The organism is Acinetobacter zhairuonensis (assembly GCF_022601715.1).
Classification (GTDB): Bacteria; Pseudomonadota; Gammaproteobacteria; order Pseudomonadales; family Moraxellaceae; genus Acinetobacter.
The window spans coordinates 43258-58523 of the sequence record NZ_JAKVIM010000022.1; the positions used below are offsets into that span (position 1 = coordinate 43258).

Sequence of the window (15266 nt, forward strand, 5' to 3'; positions counted from 1 at the left end):
CATTCTAACAGAGTTAAAACTGAAAATTACCTCTCTTTCTCATACTGCTCTAGGAACAAGATTGGCAACTGCAATCATAATTTAACTGACAACATGATTGCGCTCGATAAAGTTCTGAATATGAAATGCCACTAGCTCTGGCTGACTTAAAATTGCCCAGTGATTGGCCTCCAAATCAACTCGATGAAAGTCAGGGCTCCATTTTGGCATTTCATCAATCAAGGCTGGACTGACAAAATTATCTCTTTTCAACACAATAGCTTGTACTGCACATTGTGCAAAGCGTTGTCGTGGCTGAGTCAGTCGAGGCAGAAAGTTTGCCCGATACAACCCCACACCATGCTGGCCATCTTTGGCAATATGGGTATTTAAAGGCAAGTCTTGCGCCTGTTCCAGCTTTTGTAGCACTCGCCCCCAATGTTGCGGCTTTAAAAAACGCCAAATCGTCGGTGCCAGTAAAGGGAGATGAAATGCCATGATGTACCATGATTTCCCCAACTGTTTGAGAAACTGTTGCGGCTGTTGCTGAAATTGCTCACGCATCCAATACGCCGCATGGTCTAAACATGGTCCAGAAATGCTGCTATACGATAAAATTCGCTGACCAAACTGCTGATCAGTCACCGACTCCCATGACTGAATTGAACCCCAATCATGCGCCGCCAAATGAAAGTCACGCTCTGGAATGACATTGGCTACTACCGCCTGTAAATCTGCCGAGAGTTGTGGCAAGGCATAAGCGTGAATAGATTTCGGTATGGAAGATTGTCCTGCCCCTCTAACATCATAGGTGATGATATAAAATTGCTGAGCTAAAAACTGAATGACTGGCTCCCATACTTCCTGATTATCTGGATAGCCATGTACCAAGACCAATGCAGGATTACTGACCTCTCCCCATGCTTTCACATAAAGGCGCTGCTGATCTGTGGTGGTGACCCATTGTGTTTGTACTTGCATGAGATATTTCCTTTTTGTTTTATCATATTTTTTCTACAATCAGACGAACTGCTGACTGTTGATTTGCATTTTTGTGATGTCAGGTTAAGATGAACACAAGCATTAAAAATACCTATTCTGTACTATGAGTATTCTCAAAAGATTACAAAACTTCCCCAGCGTCACCAAATTCATCCTGAATCGTTATGCCCCTTACCGTGGTGCAGGGATTCAGGTCGAAAAGATTGATTTTCCAAACTACCATATCCGAGTCAAAATGCCCCTGACACACAAGAACCAGAATATTGTCGGTGTACATTTCGGGGGTAGCCTCTATTCGATGATTGACCCATTCTATATGTTGTTGCTGATGCATCACCTTGGCTCAAAATACATCGTCTGGGACAAAGCTGCCAAGATTCAGTTCTTAGCCCCAGGACGTGGAACCGTATACGCCGATATCCGTATTGATACTGATGAAATTAAACAGATCAAAACACTGGCTGAAGACTATTCTCCCGTGAATCGTGTCTACCAGCTCAATATTTATGATGAAGCTGGCGTCAGAATTGCTGAAGTAGAAAAAACGGTCTACATTCGCCGCAAAAAATCGAAGTCCGATCCAAAATAAAAAAAGGCGCTGAATTCTCAGTGCCTTTTTTAAATCACATCAGCCGCGCTTAACGGTTATTGTTTTCCAGTGCTGCGCCAGCACCTGCACCAATTGCACCACCAATTGCTGCGCCCGTGCTACCACCAAACACCGATTTACCAATAATCGCACCCACCCCAGCACCTACACCACTATAGGTTGCATTTTTGGTTGAACCATTCTGAGATTTACTCCCCACAGCTGCACCCGCACCTGCACCAAGCGCAGCACCTGTACTGCCACCAATGCTACTACCAACACCGCCGCCTAAAGCACCACCTAAGGCTGCTGCACCCACACGCTGCTCCGATGCAGACATATTGCTACACCCTGTGAATAGAAATGCCGAAACTGTAGCGACCAGGGCCAAATTCATTAATTTTTTCATGAGAGTATCTCCATTTCCCATTGTCTTAGTGCCTACCCTACAGAAGCAATAAGGAGTGATGATGGAGTTTTATAAAAAAATCCCCGTAAAATTACGAGGATTTTGTAAAAACAAGCAATTCTGTTCAATAAAACCTACTCATCTTTAATGAGCATCACATCTTTGGTGGTTTTACCATCACTCTGAATCACGGCATGGGTGGCACTTTTACTGTGCTCAGGATTTTTGATCTGATCAATTTTCAGATTTTTATGCACAGGTTCTTCCCCCTTCTTGAACTGTACCCCCGAAGCATCGACTTGTTTTCCTTCGGCTACCACTTCACCATCTCTCATTACTTTGGAATCCACTTCAATTTTTGAAGTTGGTACAATTACACTGCCTTTTTGCACCATCGGTGCTTTCATCTTCTCATCTGAAAATTCAGCTTTGTCATCCACAATCACGACATCACGTGCAACGACATCCTTACCTTTATTGGTTACTTCAAAAATGGTCGCGTTCACTGTTCTAACTGGTTCTTTGCCTGGCATGGTGCGAATAACTTGAGTTTTCACAATCGGTACTACAGCTTTATCTTCTATGACGATAGTATTTGGCATTGGTGCTGCGAATGCTGAACCTGCCGCCATCACTCCGAACACACTTAAAATCAATTTATTATTAAATTTCATATTATTAAAACCTTATGGTTAATTATAGATTTACGATTAAGCATAGAACTTTATGGGTTTCATTATGTGATTTTTTTTAGTGGTTCTGCTTCAGAATGTAAAAAAGCCACCCGAAGGTGGCTTTTCATCAGCGTTTAAGGACTAATTAAAGACCGTTAAACTCATCATTAAATGCTTGGCTAAGCGCTTGGTCTACATCAGAGAAGTCATTGTGAAGCTCAAGCTCCGCAGCTTCTGCTTCTTGACGACGACGCTCTAGGTGATAAGCCAAACCTGTACCTGCTGGAATCAAGCGGCCTACAACTACGTTCTCTTTCAAACCACGTAAATCATCTTCTTTACCTGTTACAGCCGCTTCAGTTAACACACGTGTGGTTTCCTGGAACGATGCAGCAGAGATGAACGAGTCAGTAGAAAGTGACGCTTTAGTAATACCCATCAATTGACGTTCAAACTTCGCAGGGAACTTGTTTTGCGCAAGAACAGCTTGGTTCTCTTGCATCACACGGATGTAATCCACTTGCTCGCCTTTGATGAAGCTAGTATCGCCACCGTCAGTGATATCAACTTTACGTAGCATCTGACGCACAATCACTTCAATGTGCTTGTCGTTGATTTTTACACCTTGTAGACGATAAACGTCTTGAACTTCGTTCACGATGTAGTTGGTCAAGGCAACTTCGCCTTTCAAGCGTAAGATGTCATGTGGGTTCTGTGGACCGTCAGAAACAGTCTCACCACGGTTCACATGTTCGCCTTCGAACACGTTCATGGTACGCCATTTTGGAATCAGTTCTTCGTAAATCTCAGAACCATCATCAGGCGTAATCACCAGACGATTCTTACCTTTGGTCTCTTTACCGAAGCTAACAACACCTGACACTTCTGCCAAAATTGCATGCTCTTTCGGCTTACGTGCTTCGAACAAGTCCGCAACGCGTGGAAGACCACCAGTAATATCACGAGTACGTGAAGATTCTTGTGGTACACGACCAATAACGTCACCCACACCAATTGTTTCGCCATCACGGACAGAAAGAATCGTGTTTTGTGGCAAGAAGTAGAACTGTTCACCACCATCAGTCGTATCAAGAACGACTGCAGGGCGTAAATCTTTACCAGATGCAGGACGTGCAGTTACAGGCAAGATTTCAACAGTGGTCATACCTGTTGCATCATCAGTCTTAGAAGTTGCTGTTACACCATCCGCAATTTGGCTAAAACGGATCTTACCTGCAACTTCGGTAACAAGTGGATGTGTATGCGGATCCCAAGTTGCCACGATACCGCCTGCTTCTACAGCTTCGCCATCTTTCACCAAGATTGACGCACCGTATGGCAGTTTATAACGCTCACGCTCACGACCTAAGTCATCGGCAATACCAATTTCACCTGAACGTGAAACAGACACCAAGTGACCTTTGGCATGTTGTACAGTTTTCACGTTGTGGAAACGTACAGAACCTTTGTTACGCACTTGTACACTGTTTGCAGCAGAAGTTCGGCTCGCAGCACCACCCACGTGGAAGGTACGCATTGTTAACTGTGTACCTGGCTCACCAATCGATTGCGCAGCCATAACACCTACAGACTCACCAGGATTCACCTGATGACCACGTGCAAGGTCACGACCATAACATTTCGCACATACACCGAATGTTGATTCACAAGCAACAACTGAACGTACTTTAACTTCGTCGACACCCGCTTCTTCAAGGAAGTTAGCAAGTTTTTCGTCAATTAAAGTATTACGTGGAAGAATAACTTCGTCAGAACCCGCTTTCTTCACGTCTTCTGCAACTACACGACCCAATACTCGAGTACCTAAGTTCTCGATCACGTCACCGCCCTGAATGAACGGAGTCATCACTAGGCCACCTAAAGTACCACAGTCAGGCTCAGTAATAACCAAGTCTTGTGCCACGTCTACAAGACGACGTGTTAAGTAACCAGAGTTCGCCGTTTTCAATGCTGTATCGGCCAAACCTTTACGCGCACCGTGTGTCGAAATAAAGTACTGAAGTACCGTTAAGCCTTCACGGAAGTTCGCCTTAATTGGCGTTTCAATGATCGAGCCATCCGGTTTTGCCATCAAACCACGCATACCTGCAAGCTGACGAATCTGCGCAGCACTACCACGGGCACCTGAGTCAGACATCATGTAGATGCTGTTGAATGATTTTTGCTTCTCGTCTTCACCCTGTTTGTTTTTCACAGTGGTGTAAGACAAGTTGTCCATCATTGCTTTCGCAACTTGGTCATTGGTACGTGCCCAAATATCGACAACTTTGTTGTAACGCTCACCCGCAGTTACGAAGCCTTGTTCAAACTGTTGTTCAATTTCACGAACTTCAGTTTCAGCTTTTTCAATAATTGAATATTTCGCTGGTGGAATAACCATGTCTTCCATACCAACCGATACGCCTGAACGTGTCGCTTGACGGAAACCAAGGTACATCAATTGGTCAGCAAAGATAACGGTATCTTTTAGACCCAATTTACGGTAGCAAGAGTTAATTAACTTCGAGATATTTTTCTTGGTCATCTCAACGTTAATTTGTTGGAAATCCATACCTTCAGGAACAACTTCCCAAAGTAAGCAACGACCCGGTGTAGTGTCTACAACAATCGTTTGCTGTTCACGGTTACCATTTTCATCAATCACAGTTTGGTGTACACGTGCTTTAACGCGAGCGTGTAACGCAACTTGACCCGTTGCCAATGCGCGGTTTACTTCGTGAGTATCCGCAAACACCATGCCTTCACCTTTGGCGTTGATTGCATCACGCGTGATGTAATACAAGCCCAATACAACGTCCTGAGAAGGAACGATAATTGGCTCACCGTTTGCTGGTGACAAGATGTTGTTGGTCGACATCATTAACGCACGAGCTTCTAATTGAGCTTCAAGTGTTAATGGTACGTGTACCGCCATTTGGTCACCGTCGAAGTCGGCGTTGAACGCAGCACAGACGAGCGGGTGTAAACGGATCGCTTTACCTTCAATCAGGATCGGTTCAAATGCTTGAAGACCCAAACGGTGAAGTGTCGGCGCACGGTTCAACATCACTGGATGTTGACGGATTACCGATGCAAGAACGTCCCAAACTTCTGGCGTTTCACGCTCAACCATTTTCTTCGCAGCTTTAATGGTTGTTGCTTGCCCAGATGCTTGTAATTTCGCGAAAATAAACGGCTTGAATAACTCAAGTGCCATTTTCTTCGGAAGACCACATTGGTGTAGACGTAAATTAGGACCTACGGTAATTACAGAACGACCAGAGTAGTCAACACGCTTACCAAGTAAGTTTTGACGGAAACGACCTTGTTTACCTTTGATCATGTCTGCCAAAGATTTCAATGGACGCTTGTTCGAACCGGTAATTGCACGACCACGACGACCGTTATCCAGTAACGCATCGACAGACTCTTGTAACATACGTTTTTCGTTACGTACGATGATGTCTGGTGCAGCAAGGTCAAGAAGACGCTTCAAACGGTTGTTACGGTTAATCACACGACGGTAAAGATCGTTCAAGTCAGAAGTCGCGAAACGACCGCCTTCAAGAGGAACCAACGGACGAAGATCTGGTGGAAGTACTGGAAGTACGTTCATCACCATCCATTCTGGCTTGTTGTTCGACTCTTTGAATGCTTCCATCAATTTCAAGCGTTTAGACGCTTTTTTCAACTTCGTTTCAGAAGTTGTTTGTGGAATTTCTTCACGAAGACGAGAAATCTCAGCTTCAAGATCGATATCTTTAAGCAAGTCTTGAACCGCTTCTGCACCCATTTTCGCAGTGAATTCATCACCGTGTTCTTCTAACGCATTGAAGTATTCTTCATCGTTCAGAAGTTGGTATTTCTCAAATGGAGTCATACCTGGGTCAGTAACAACATAAGATTCGAAATACAATACGCGTTCGATATCACGTAGCGTCATATCAAGTAACAAACCGATACGGCTTGGTAATGATTTCAAGAACCAGATGTGTGCAACTGGAGAAGCCAATTCGATGTGACCCATACGCTCACGACGAACTTTCGCAGTTGTTACTTCAACGCCACATTTTTCACAAATGACGCCTTTGTATTTCATACGCTTGTATTTACCACACAAGCATTCGTAATCTTTTACTGGACCAAAGATTTTGGCGCAGAATAAACCATCACGTTCAGGCTTGAACGTACGATAGTTAATTGTCTCAGGCTTTTTCACTTCACCGTGAGACCATGACTTAATCATTTCTGGTGACGCAAGACCAATACGGATGCGATCAAACTCAACTGGAGCATGACCGTCTGAGTCCGTCTTTTTGCGCATGATATCGAGCAAGTCTTTCAATTTTTTTCTCCGTGTGTTGTGGAGATTTTCACTTCACAACTGGGTCACAAATATTGTTTCTTAACTGATTAATCCCCCTACTCCCTCCTCTGTAAGGGGGAAAGTCCCTCTTTCTCAAAGAGGGATTTAGGGAGATTTAATGGAGAGTCTTAGTCACCATTTTTCAGTTCAATGTTGATACCTAAAGAACGGATCTCTTTGGTCAATACGTTGAACGATTCAGGCATACCTGGGTCCATGTAATGGTTACCATCTACAATGTTCTTATAGATACGGGTACGACCTTCAACGTCATCCGACTTCACAGTGAGCATTTCTTGAAGTGTATAAGCTGCACCGTAAGCTTCAAGTGCCCAGACCTCCATCTCACCGAAACGCTGACCACCGAACTGAGCTTTACCACCCAATGGCTGTTGCGTTACTAATGAGTAAGAGCCAGTAGAACGTGCATGCATCTTGTCATCAACCAAGTGGTTCAACTTGAGCATGTACATATAACCTACAGTTACAGGACGGTCGAAACGTTCACCTGTACGTCCATCAAACAATACCGTTTGACCAGAACGTGGAATTTCAGCAAGTTCAAGTAACTCTTTGATTTGGCTTTCTTCAGCACCATCAAATACTGGTGTTGCTAAAGGTACACCAGCGCGTAAGTTACCCGCCAATACCAAGATTTCATCATCAGTCAAGCTGTCTAGATCTTCTTGCTGACCGCCTACTTTATTGTAGATCTTGTCAAGGAAGATACGTAACTCAGCAATTTCACGTTGTTGTTTGAGCATCTTATCAATTTGCTCACCCAAGCCTTTCGCTGCCATACCCAAGTGAGTTTCAAGGATCTGACCCACGTTCATACGTGACGGTACACCCAACGGGTTCAATACGATGTCAACTGGTACACCATTGGCATCATGCGGCATGTCTTCAACTGGTAAGATGTTTGATACAACACCCTTGTTACCGTGACGACCCGCCATCTTATCACCAGGCTGGATACGACGTTTAACTGCAAGATAGACCTTCACAACTTTCAATACGCCAGTTGTCAGTTCATCACCTGTAGAAAGTTTGCGTTTTTTCTCAGCAAACTTCTCGTCAATTTCGAAGCTTTTCTCTTTCAAGAACACTTGAATTTGCGTTAAACGTTCAGCAATTGCTTCATCGCTTGGTTGGATTTCAAGTAAGTCAACTAACTCTAAGCCAGACAACATATCTTCAGAAAGTTTGTCGCCACGCTTAGTGCCACCACCGCCATTTGATTCTTGACCAGTCAACAAGCGAACAACACGTTCACGAGCAGCTTCTTCGAAGATTTTGTATTCTTCTTTCAAGTCTTTACGGTAAGCGTCTAATTGAGCTTTTTCAATTGCAAGTGCACGTTCATCTTTCTCCAAGCCATCACGAGTGAAGACTTGAACGTCGATAACTGTACCTTTCGTACCCGATGGAACACGTAAAGACGAGTCTTTTACGTCAGCCGCTTTTTCACCGAAGATTGCACGAAGCAGTTTTTCTTCTGGTGTTAATTGCGTTTCACCTTTAGGCGTTACTTTACCAACAAGGATGTCGCCAGCAGCAACTTCAGCACCGATATAAACAATACCTGATTCATCCAGTTTAGAAAGCGCAGCTTCACCCACGTTCGGGATATCGGCTGTAATTTCTTCTGCACCCAACTTAGTATCACGTGCAACACATGACAATTCTTGGATGTGAATCGAAGTCAAACGGTCTTCTTGAAGTACACGCTCAGATAATAAGATCGAGTCTTCGTAGTTGTAACCGTTCCATGTCATAAACGCAACGCGCATGTTTTGACCAAGCGCAAGCTCACCACCATCAGTCGATGGTCCATCAGCCAATACGTCACCACGCGCAACTTTGTCGCCCATACGAACAACAACGTTTTGGTTGATACATGTATTTTGGTTAGAACGGGTGTATTTGATCAGGTTGTAGATGTCCACACCTGCTTCACCAGCCACCATTTCTTCTTCGTTAACACGAATCACGATACGAGAAGCATCAACGTATTCAATTGCACCGCCACGGTTTGCGATGACACACACACCCGAGTCACGTGCTACGTTTGCTTCCATACCTGTACCAACAAGTGGCTTGTCAGCCAGTAATGTCGGAACAGCCTGACGTTGCATGTTCGAACCCATTAATGCACGGTTCGCATCATCGTGTTCAAGGAATGGAATTAGCGATGCAGCAACAGATACTACCTGCTGAGCAGAAACGTCCATATGCGTCACTTTTTCAGGCGGCATACGTACGAAATCACCTTGGTGACGTACAGAAACAAATTCTTCCGTCAAATGATTATCGGCATCAACAGCAGAGTCGGCCTGTGCAATAACAGTGCCTACTTCTTCAATCGCAGATAAGTATTCAACTTCATTTGTTACATGACCATCAACAACTTTACGGTATGGAGTTTCCAAGAAACCGAAGTTATTACATTTTGCATAAACAGAAAGCGAGTTGATCAAACCAATGTTTGGACCTTCAGGCGTTTCAATAGGACATACACGACCGTAGTGAGTTTGATGTACGTCACGTACCTCAAAGCCCGCACGTTCACGTGTTAAACCACCAGGTCCAAGCGCTGATACACGACGCTTATGTGTAATTTCAGACAATGGATTGTTTTGATCCATGAACTGAGATAACTGGCTAGAACCAAAGAATTCTTTGATTGCAGCTGCTACAGGTTTCGCATTGATCAAGTCTTGTGGAGACAAGTTATCAGTTTCTGCTTGGCTTAAACGCTCTTTAACTGCACGTTCAACACGAACTAAACCAACACGAAATTGGTTTTCAGTCATTTCACCAACAGAACGAACACGACGGTTACCCAAGTGGTCGATATCGTCCACTTCGCCTTTGCCGTTACGAATTTCAACCAATGTTTTTAATACATCAGTGATATCGCTATTCGAAAGAATACCTTCAACTTCACGCGACTTCTGGTCTGTACCTACTTCATAAGGACGACCTAAGCGACGGTTGAACTTCATACGACCCACTGGCGATAAATCATAACGCTCAGAAGAGAAGAACAAGTTATTGAATAAGTTTTCAGCCGCTTCTTTAGTTGGTGGCTCGCCTGGACGCATTACTTTGTAGATTTCAACAAGCGCTTCTTCGCGTCCTGTTGTCGTATCTGCACGTAAAGTATCCGCGATAAATGAACCACGGTCGATGTCGTTGGTGAACAGAATGTTAAACTGTTTCACGCCACCTTCAGCCAATTTCACCATAATTTCATGGCTTAATAGGGTGTTCGCAGCAATGACTTCGCCATCACGTAGTGTGATGTTTTCAGCAGTGATACGCTCGTACAAGTATTCATCTGGAACTGGGAGCTTGGTTAAGCCAGCAGCTTCCATTTGACGTACATGACGCGCATTAATACGCTTACCTTGCTCAACAATCACTTTGCCGTCATTATCAGCAATGTCGAATTGCGCCATTTCGCCACGCAGACGTTCTGGAACAAGGTCAATTTGGTAGCTACCCATGTCTAAGTAGACAGGTACTTTCTCGTAGAACAAGTCTAGAATTTGTTCGTTGCTGTAATCCAATGCACGAAGCACCACTGTCGCAAGTAATTTACGACGACGGTCAATACGTACATAGACTAAGTCTTTCGCATCAAATTCAAAGTCTAACCATGAACCACGGTAAGGGATAATACGTGCTGAATAAAGCACTTTACCGCTTGAGTGAGTTTTACCCTTGTCATGGTCAAAGAACACGCCTGGAGAACGGTGTAACTGAGAAACGATTACACGCTCAGTACCATTAATAACGAAAGTACCGTTATCGGTCATGAGTGGCATTTCACCCATGTACACTTCTTGCTCACGCACATCTTTGATTGATTTCGTTTCACGATCTTTGATGATCAAACGAATTTTTACGCGCATTGGTGCAGCATAAGTCGACCCACGAAGGATACATTCGCGAACGTCAAACTCAGGCTTACCAAGGCTATACTCAACAAATTCTAGAGCAGCATTGCCAGAATAACTTTCAATAGGAAAAACTGAACGAAATGCGGCTTGGAGACCGATATCTTCGCGGTTTTTTGGTGATTTGCCATCTTGCAGGAACGTTCTGTACGAGTCGACTTGAATCGAAAGCAAGTACGGAGCATCCATAACACTAGGCAATTTACCAAAATTCTTACGGATCCGTTTCTTTTCGGTATATGAGTATGCCATCTGGAGTCCTCGGAAAGTAAACTAAACCCGCCTGCAGAACGGGTTTAGAAGGAATTACGCAGGCCGATATGGCCACCACTGTTTACAAATGCTGCAATTTTTAGTGGTATTAAAACGCTTAACAATATTTTTTAAATGGAAAAATATTGGTAAGCGTTTAATGTTTATCTTTATTGTTGAAATTTGATGCTTTTTAAGACAATCAAATTACAGTCGAGCCGATTATTGTAACGCAAAAAGGCTGATGACCCAAGAGCCATCAGCCATTTTGTGGAGCCGATTATGAAAAATCGACTCCCCTTAAGATTACTTAAGAGTAACTGTAGCACCAGCTTCTTCAAGTTTCTTCTTAAGCTCTTCGCCTTCTTCTTTAGAAACGCCTTCTTTAAGAACTGCTGGCGCGCCTTCAACCATGTCTTTAGCTTCTTTAAGACCAAGGCCAGTAGCTTCACGAACTGCTTTAATTACAGCAACTTTGTTCGCGCCGAAAGAAGTCAACTCTACGTTGAATTCAGTTTGTTCTTCAGCTACAGCAGCAGCAGGACCAGCAGCTACAGCTACAGCAGCAGCAGATACGTTGAATTTTTCTTCGAAAGCAGAAATAAGTTCAACAAGTTCAAGAACAGTTTTTTCAGCAACTGCGTTTAAGATTTCTTCGTTTGTTAAAGCCATGAGAGTAACTCCAAATGGATATTGAATGATGTGTGTTTAAGTTTGAGCTTATGCAGCTTCTGACTCGTTTTTCTCTTGAAGCGCTGTAAGTAAGCGACCCAATTTCGAAATAGGAGCTTGAAGAACGTTTGCAAGCATAGTAAGCGCTTTCTCTTGGTTTGGAAGATTCGCGATAACGCTAACTTCTGCGCCTTGATAAAGTTTGCCTTCAAATGCAGCAGCTTTAAGTTCAAATGCTTTGTTAGTTTTCGCAAATTCTTCGAATAAGCGTGCCGCAGCACCCATATCATCTGCAGAAGTTGAGAAAGCTAAAATTGTTGGGCCAACAAGGTTGTCGTTCAAGATATTGAATGGAGTATCTTGAAGAGCGCGTTTAGCCAAAGTATTACGTACAACACGTGTAGCAACACCTAACTTACGAGCTTCAACACGAAGAGCGGTTAATTGCTCAACAGTTAAACCTTGGTAGTCAGCAACAACAGCAGCAAACGCAGTAGAAGCAACTTCAGTTACTTCAGCAACGATCTGTTTTTTGCCTTCGATAAGAAGAGCCATTGTAAAACCTCCTAACGGTGATTTATGTACTTACGCGAAGTACACTCCCAATTCGCAAGCTCATCACTGAACTTACACGCGGAGGATGAACAAATCACACCACCGCGTCTACTCAGGCTGGAAAATTAAGAAAGCAATCGAAATTGCTCTCGCCTGAGGTCTTTGACGCTGATAAATCTACATTTACCAATTCAAAGTTTGCCTAAGTTTACAAGTAGTCCGAAACCGGTTTCTCTTGCGTAATATTTGAAGCAATGCTTCAAATATTACTCAGGGCTTTAAAATTCTGTCTAAGTAAAAACTTAGTTAGAAACGTTGTTTACATCAATAGTAAGACCAGGACCCATTGTAGAGCTCAAAGTGATCTTTTTGATGTATACGCCTTTAGAAGTCGCTGGCTTTAATTTTTTCAAGTCAGCAATTAAAGTTTCAACGTTTTGACGAACAGCTTCAGCAGAGAAGTCTACTTGACCGATCGCAGCGTGGATAATACCCGCTTTGTCAACACGGTAGCGTGCTTGACCAGCTTTAGCATTTTTAACTGCACCAGCAACATCTGGAGTTACAGTGCCCACTTTCGGGTTTGGCATCAAACCACGTGGACCAAGGATTGTACCTAACTTACCTACAACGCGCATTGCATCTGGAGCAGCAATCACTACATCAAAGTCAAGGTTACCTTGTTGAATGCTTTCAGCCAGGTCATCAAAGCCAACGATGTCAGCGCCTTCAGCTTTAGCAGCTTCAGCAGCCGCGCCTTGAGCAAACACAGCAACACGTACAGTTTTACCAGTACCTGCAGGAAGTGTAGTCGCGCCACGAACAACTTGGTCAGATTTACGAGGATCAACACCTAGGTTTACCGCAACATCCAAAGATTCTTTGAATTTCGCAGCAGGAAGACCAGCAAGAACAGCTACTGCTTCTTCTAAAGTGTAAACTTTGTTTGCTTCAATAGCAGCAGCAATGGCTTTTTGACGTTTAGTTAACTTTGCCATGTCTTATAGCTCCACTTCCAAGCCCATAGAACGTGCAGAACCAGCGATGGTACGAACACGTGCGTCTAAATCAGCACCAGTTAAATCTGGTTCTTTAGTAGTCGCGATTTCTTCTAATTGAGCACGAGTCAACTTACCAACTTTAGTTTTGTTAGGTACAGAAGAACCCTTTTGGATACCAGCAGCTTTCTTAAGAAGAATAGATGCAGGTGGAGTTTTCATGATGAATGTGAACGACTTGTCGTTGTACACAGTAATCACTACAGGAATTGGAAGACCTGGTTCAACTTTTTGTGTAGCAGCATTAAATTCTTTACAGAATGCCATGATGTTAACACCACGTTGACCTAGTGCAGGACCAATTGGTGGAGATGGATTTGCTTTACCAGCTGGAACTTGCAGCTTGATATAGCCGTCAATCTTCTTAGCCATTTCAATTACCTCTGGGTACGAACGCCTTTTACAGCTCCCCAATATTTTTACGTAGCGATAACGCTACAACAACAATGCCCGACGCAAAACATCGGGCGTTTTTGACCAATTCAGATTAAATCGTCTTTTCGACTTGACGAAATTCCAATTCAACTTGGGTTGGTCGATTAAATACATTAATCGTCAACGTTAAACGCGACTTTTCGTATAGAACTTCTTCCACCACGCCTTTAAAGTCGGTGAATGGACCGTCAATTACGAGTAATTCTTCGCCTGGTTCAAACATCGTCTTAGGACGTGGTGCTTCACCAGTATTGCGTACACGAGCAAGAATCGCGTCTGCTTCTTTTTGCGTAATCGGTGCAGGTTTTTCTGCTGTACCACCGATGAAACCTAAAACTTTAGGACACTCTTTTACGATGTGCCAAGTTTCATCATTCATTTCCATTTCAACTAATACATAGCCAGGAAAGAACTTACGCTCAGACTTACGTTTCTTACCATCCTTCATTTCCACCACTTCTTCGGTAGGAACGAGGACTTCACCAAAGCTATCGGCTACAGCGCTACGCTGGATTCGATCATTAAGTGAACGCATCACCTGTTTTTCATAACCTGAATAGGCATGAATAATGTACCAACGTTTCATAGCTCTCTTACCCGATAATAAACTTCATTAACCAGCCCAAAATATAGTCAAAACACCACAATAAAATTGATGCAACAACGACTACTGCAAGAACTTGCCACGAGGTGGTCATCGTCTCTTGCTTGGTTGGCCATGTGACACGACGCAACTCAATACGCGCATCTTTTAGCAAACGAACAAAGCCTTTGCCTTGATGGGTGGCGTATAATAAACCTAAAGCCACAACGATACAAGACAAAATTACACCAACACGCACCCAAATATCATTTGCTGGTGCCCAGTATGCTGGCAAGTGCTGATTTACCATGGTTGCACCAATGATTAAAATCAATGCAATAATCCACAGCACAACATCTAATGGTGAGCCAGAACTGACAACTTCAGCAGAATTATTTCTTTGGGGGATAGGCGCGTCGCTTAATGCGTCACGCGATTTATCATTCGACATTTTTTTACTCGTCGTAGAATTCGCGATTTATTATATGACTAGTTTAGCCAGCATCAAGCTCTTTTATGAAAAAAGTGGCAGGCTAGGAGGGACTCGAACCCCCAACATTCGGTTTTGGAGACCGACGCTCTACCAATTGAACTACTAGCCTGCAGAGTAAGTCGAGAATCGAAATTCTCGACTTAAAACATATGTACTTATTATGCAGTTACTTTCGCAACAACACCAGCACCTACTGTACGACCACCTTCACGGATCGCAAAACGTAGACCTGGG

The 15266-nt window shown here is 43.6% G+C and carries 13 protein-coding genes and 1 tRNA gene; 1 reads left to right on the top strand and 13 read right to left on the bottom strand.

Features of this window, described 5'->3' with window-relative positions; genetic code table 11:
* Positions 1-81: 81 nt before the first annotated feature.
* Positions 82-960 (bottom strand): alpha/beta fold hydrolase, encoded by an 879-nt coding sequence (locus MKI85_RS15010; RefSeq protein ID WP_241628781.1) that lies wholly within the window; start codon positions 958-960, stop codon positions 82-84.
* 124 nt (positions 961-1084) lie between these two features.
* Between MKI85_RS15010 and MKI85_RS15015 the strand changes: the two genes are divergently transcribed.
* Positions 1085-1570 carry a DUF4442 domain-containing protein gene (locus tag MKI85_RS15015; RefSeq protein WP_241628783.1) on the top strand — a complete coding sequence of 162 codons (486 nt, stop codon included), beginning with the start codon at positions 1085-1087 and terminating at the stop codon, positions 1568-1570.
* Positions 1571-1619: 49 nt separating this feature from the next.
* On the opposite strand, the gene MKI85_RS15020 is transcribed toward MKI85_RS15015, so the two are convergent.
* From MKI85_RS15020 to MKI85_RS15075, 12 genes are all read right to left on the bottom strand, one after another.
* Positions 1620-1979 (bottom strand): DNA transfer protein p32, encoded by a 360-nt coding sequence (locus MKI85_RS15020; protein ID WP_241628785.1) that lies wholly within the window; start codon positions 1977-1979, stop codon positions 1620-1622.
* A 134-nt stretch (positions 1980-2113) separates the two neighbouring features.
* Positions 2114-2653: a hypothetical protein gene (locus MKI85_RS15025; protein WP_241628787.1), complete on the bottom strand. Its 540-nt coding sequence runs from the start codon at positions 2651-2653 to the stop codon at positions 2114-2116.
* A 145-nt stretch (positions 2654-2798) separates the two neighbouring features.
* A complete protein-coding gene (rpoC, locus tag MKI85_RS15030; RefSeq protein WP_241628789.1) occupies positions 2799-6998 on the bottom strand; it encodes a DNA-directed RNA polymerase subunit beta' in 4200 nt (1399 codons plus the stop codon).
* A gap of 149 nt (positions 6999-7147) precedes the next feature.
* The gene (gene rpoB / locus MKI85_RS15035; RefSeq protein ID WP_241628790.1) at positions 7148-11236 is read right to left on the bottom strand and encodes a DNA-directed RNA polymerase subunit beta; all 4089 of its coding nucleotides are present in this window, start codon (positions 11234-11236) and stop codon (positions 7148-7150) included.
* Between the two features lie 306 nt (positions 11237-11542).
* The gene (rplL, locus tag MKI85_RS15040) at positions 11543-11908 is read right to left on the bottom strand and encodes a 50S ribosomal protein L7/L12 (protein WP_241628792.1); all 366 of its coding nucleotides are present in this window, start codon (positions 11906-11908) and stop codon (positions 11543-11545) included.
* 48 nt (positions 11909-11956) lie between these two features.
* On the bottom strand, positions 11957-12463 hold the full coding sequence (rplJ, locus tag MKI85_RS15045) for a 50S ribosomal protein L10 (RefSeq protein WP_010325732.1): 507 nt from the start codon (positions 12461-12463) through the stop codon (positions 11957-11959).
* Between the two features lie 302 nt (positions 12464-12765).
* Positions 12766-13461 carry a 50S ribosomal protein L1 gene (rplA, locus tag MKI85_RS15050; RefSeq protein ID WP_016168446.1) on the bottom strand — a complete coding sequence of 232 codons (696 nt, stop codon included), beginning with the start codon at positions 13459-13461 and terminating at the stop codon, positions 12766-12768.
* Positions 13462-13464: 3 nt separating this feature from the next.
* The gene (rplK, locus tag MKI85_RS15055) at positions 13465-13893 is read right to left on the bottom strand and encodes a 50S ribosomal protein L11 (protein WP_001074682.1); all 429 of its coding nucleotides are present in this window, start codon (positions 13891-13893) and stop codon (positions 13465-13467) included.
* Positions 13894-14008: 115 nt separating this feature from the next.
* Positions 14009-14542 carry a transcription termination/antitermination protein NusG gene (gene nusG, locus MKI85_RS15060; RefSeq protein WP_116758815.1) on the bottom strand — a complete coding sequence of 178 codons (534 nt, stop codon included), beginning with the start codon at positions 14540-14542 and terminating at the stop codon, positions 14009-14011.
* A gap of 7 nt (positions 14543-14549) precedes the next feature.
* On the bottom strand, positions 14550-14990 hold the full coding sequence (gene secE, locus MKI85_RS15065) for a preprotein translocase subunit SecE (RefSeq protein ID WP_241628794.1): 441 nt from the start codon (positions 14988-14990) through the stop codon (positions 14550-14552).
* Between the two features lie 75 nt (positions 14991-15065).
* A tRNA-Trp gene (locus tag MKI85_RS15070) sits at positions 15066-15141 on the bottom strand.
* A 49-nt stretch (positions 15142-15190) separates the two neighbouring features.
* Positions 15191-15266, bottom strand: a 76-nt coding sequence (locus tag MKI85_RS15075) for an EF-Tu C-terminal domain-related protein (RefSeq protein WP_445585612.1), incomplete at its 5' end; no start/stop codon positions are given.

Excerpts from the sequence above, each read along its gene's own strand:
- MKI85_RS15010 (WP_241628781.1), bottom strand. The coding sequence starts at position 960 with ATGCAAGTACAAACACAATGGGTCACCACCACAGATCAGCAGCGCCTT.
- MKI85_RS15015 (WP_241628783.1), top strand. The coding sequence starts at position 1,085 with ATGAGTATTCTCAAAAGATTACAAAACTTCCCCAGCGTCACCAAATTC.
- MKI85_RS15020 (WP_241628785.1), bottom strand. The coding sequence starts at position 1,979 with ATGAAAAAATTAATGAATTTGGCCCTGGTCGCTACAGTTTCGGCATTT.
- MKI85_RS15025 (WP_241628787.1), bottom strand. The coding sequence starts at position 2,653 with ATGAAATTTAATAATAAATTGATTTTAAGTGTGTTCGGAGTGATGGCG.
- rpoB (WP_241628790.1), bottom strand. The coding sequence starts at position 11,236 with ATGGCATACTCATATACCGAAAAGAAACGGATCCGTAAGAATTTTGGT.
- rplL (WP_241628792.1), bottom strand. The coding sequence starts at position 11,908 with ATGGCTTTAACAAACGAAGAAATCTTAAACGCAGTTGCTGAAAAAACT.
- rplJ (WP_010325732.1), bottom strand. The coding sequence starts at position 12,463 with ATGGCTCTTCTTATCGAAGGCAAAAAACAGATCGTTGCTGAAGTAACT.
- rplA (WP_016168446.1), bottom strand. The coding sequence starts at position 13,461 with ATGGCAAAGTTAACTAAACGTCAAAAAGCCATTGCTGCTGCTATTGAA.
- rplK (WP_001074682.1), bottom strand. The coding sequence starts at position 13,893 with ATGGCTAAGAAGATTGACGGCTATATCAAGCTGCAAGTTCCAGCTGGT.
- nusG (WP_116758815.1), bottom strand. The coding sequence starts at position 14,542 with ATGAAACGTTGGTACATTATTCATGCCTATTCAGGTTATGAAAAACAG.
- secE (WP_241628794.1), bottom strand. The coding sequence starts at position 14,990 with ATGTCGAATGATAAATCGCGTGACGCATTAAGCGACGCGCCTATCCCC.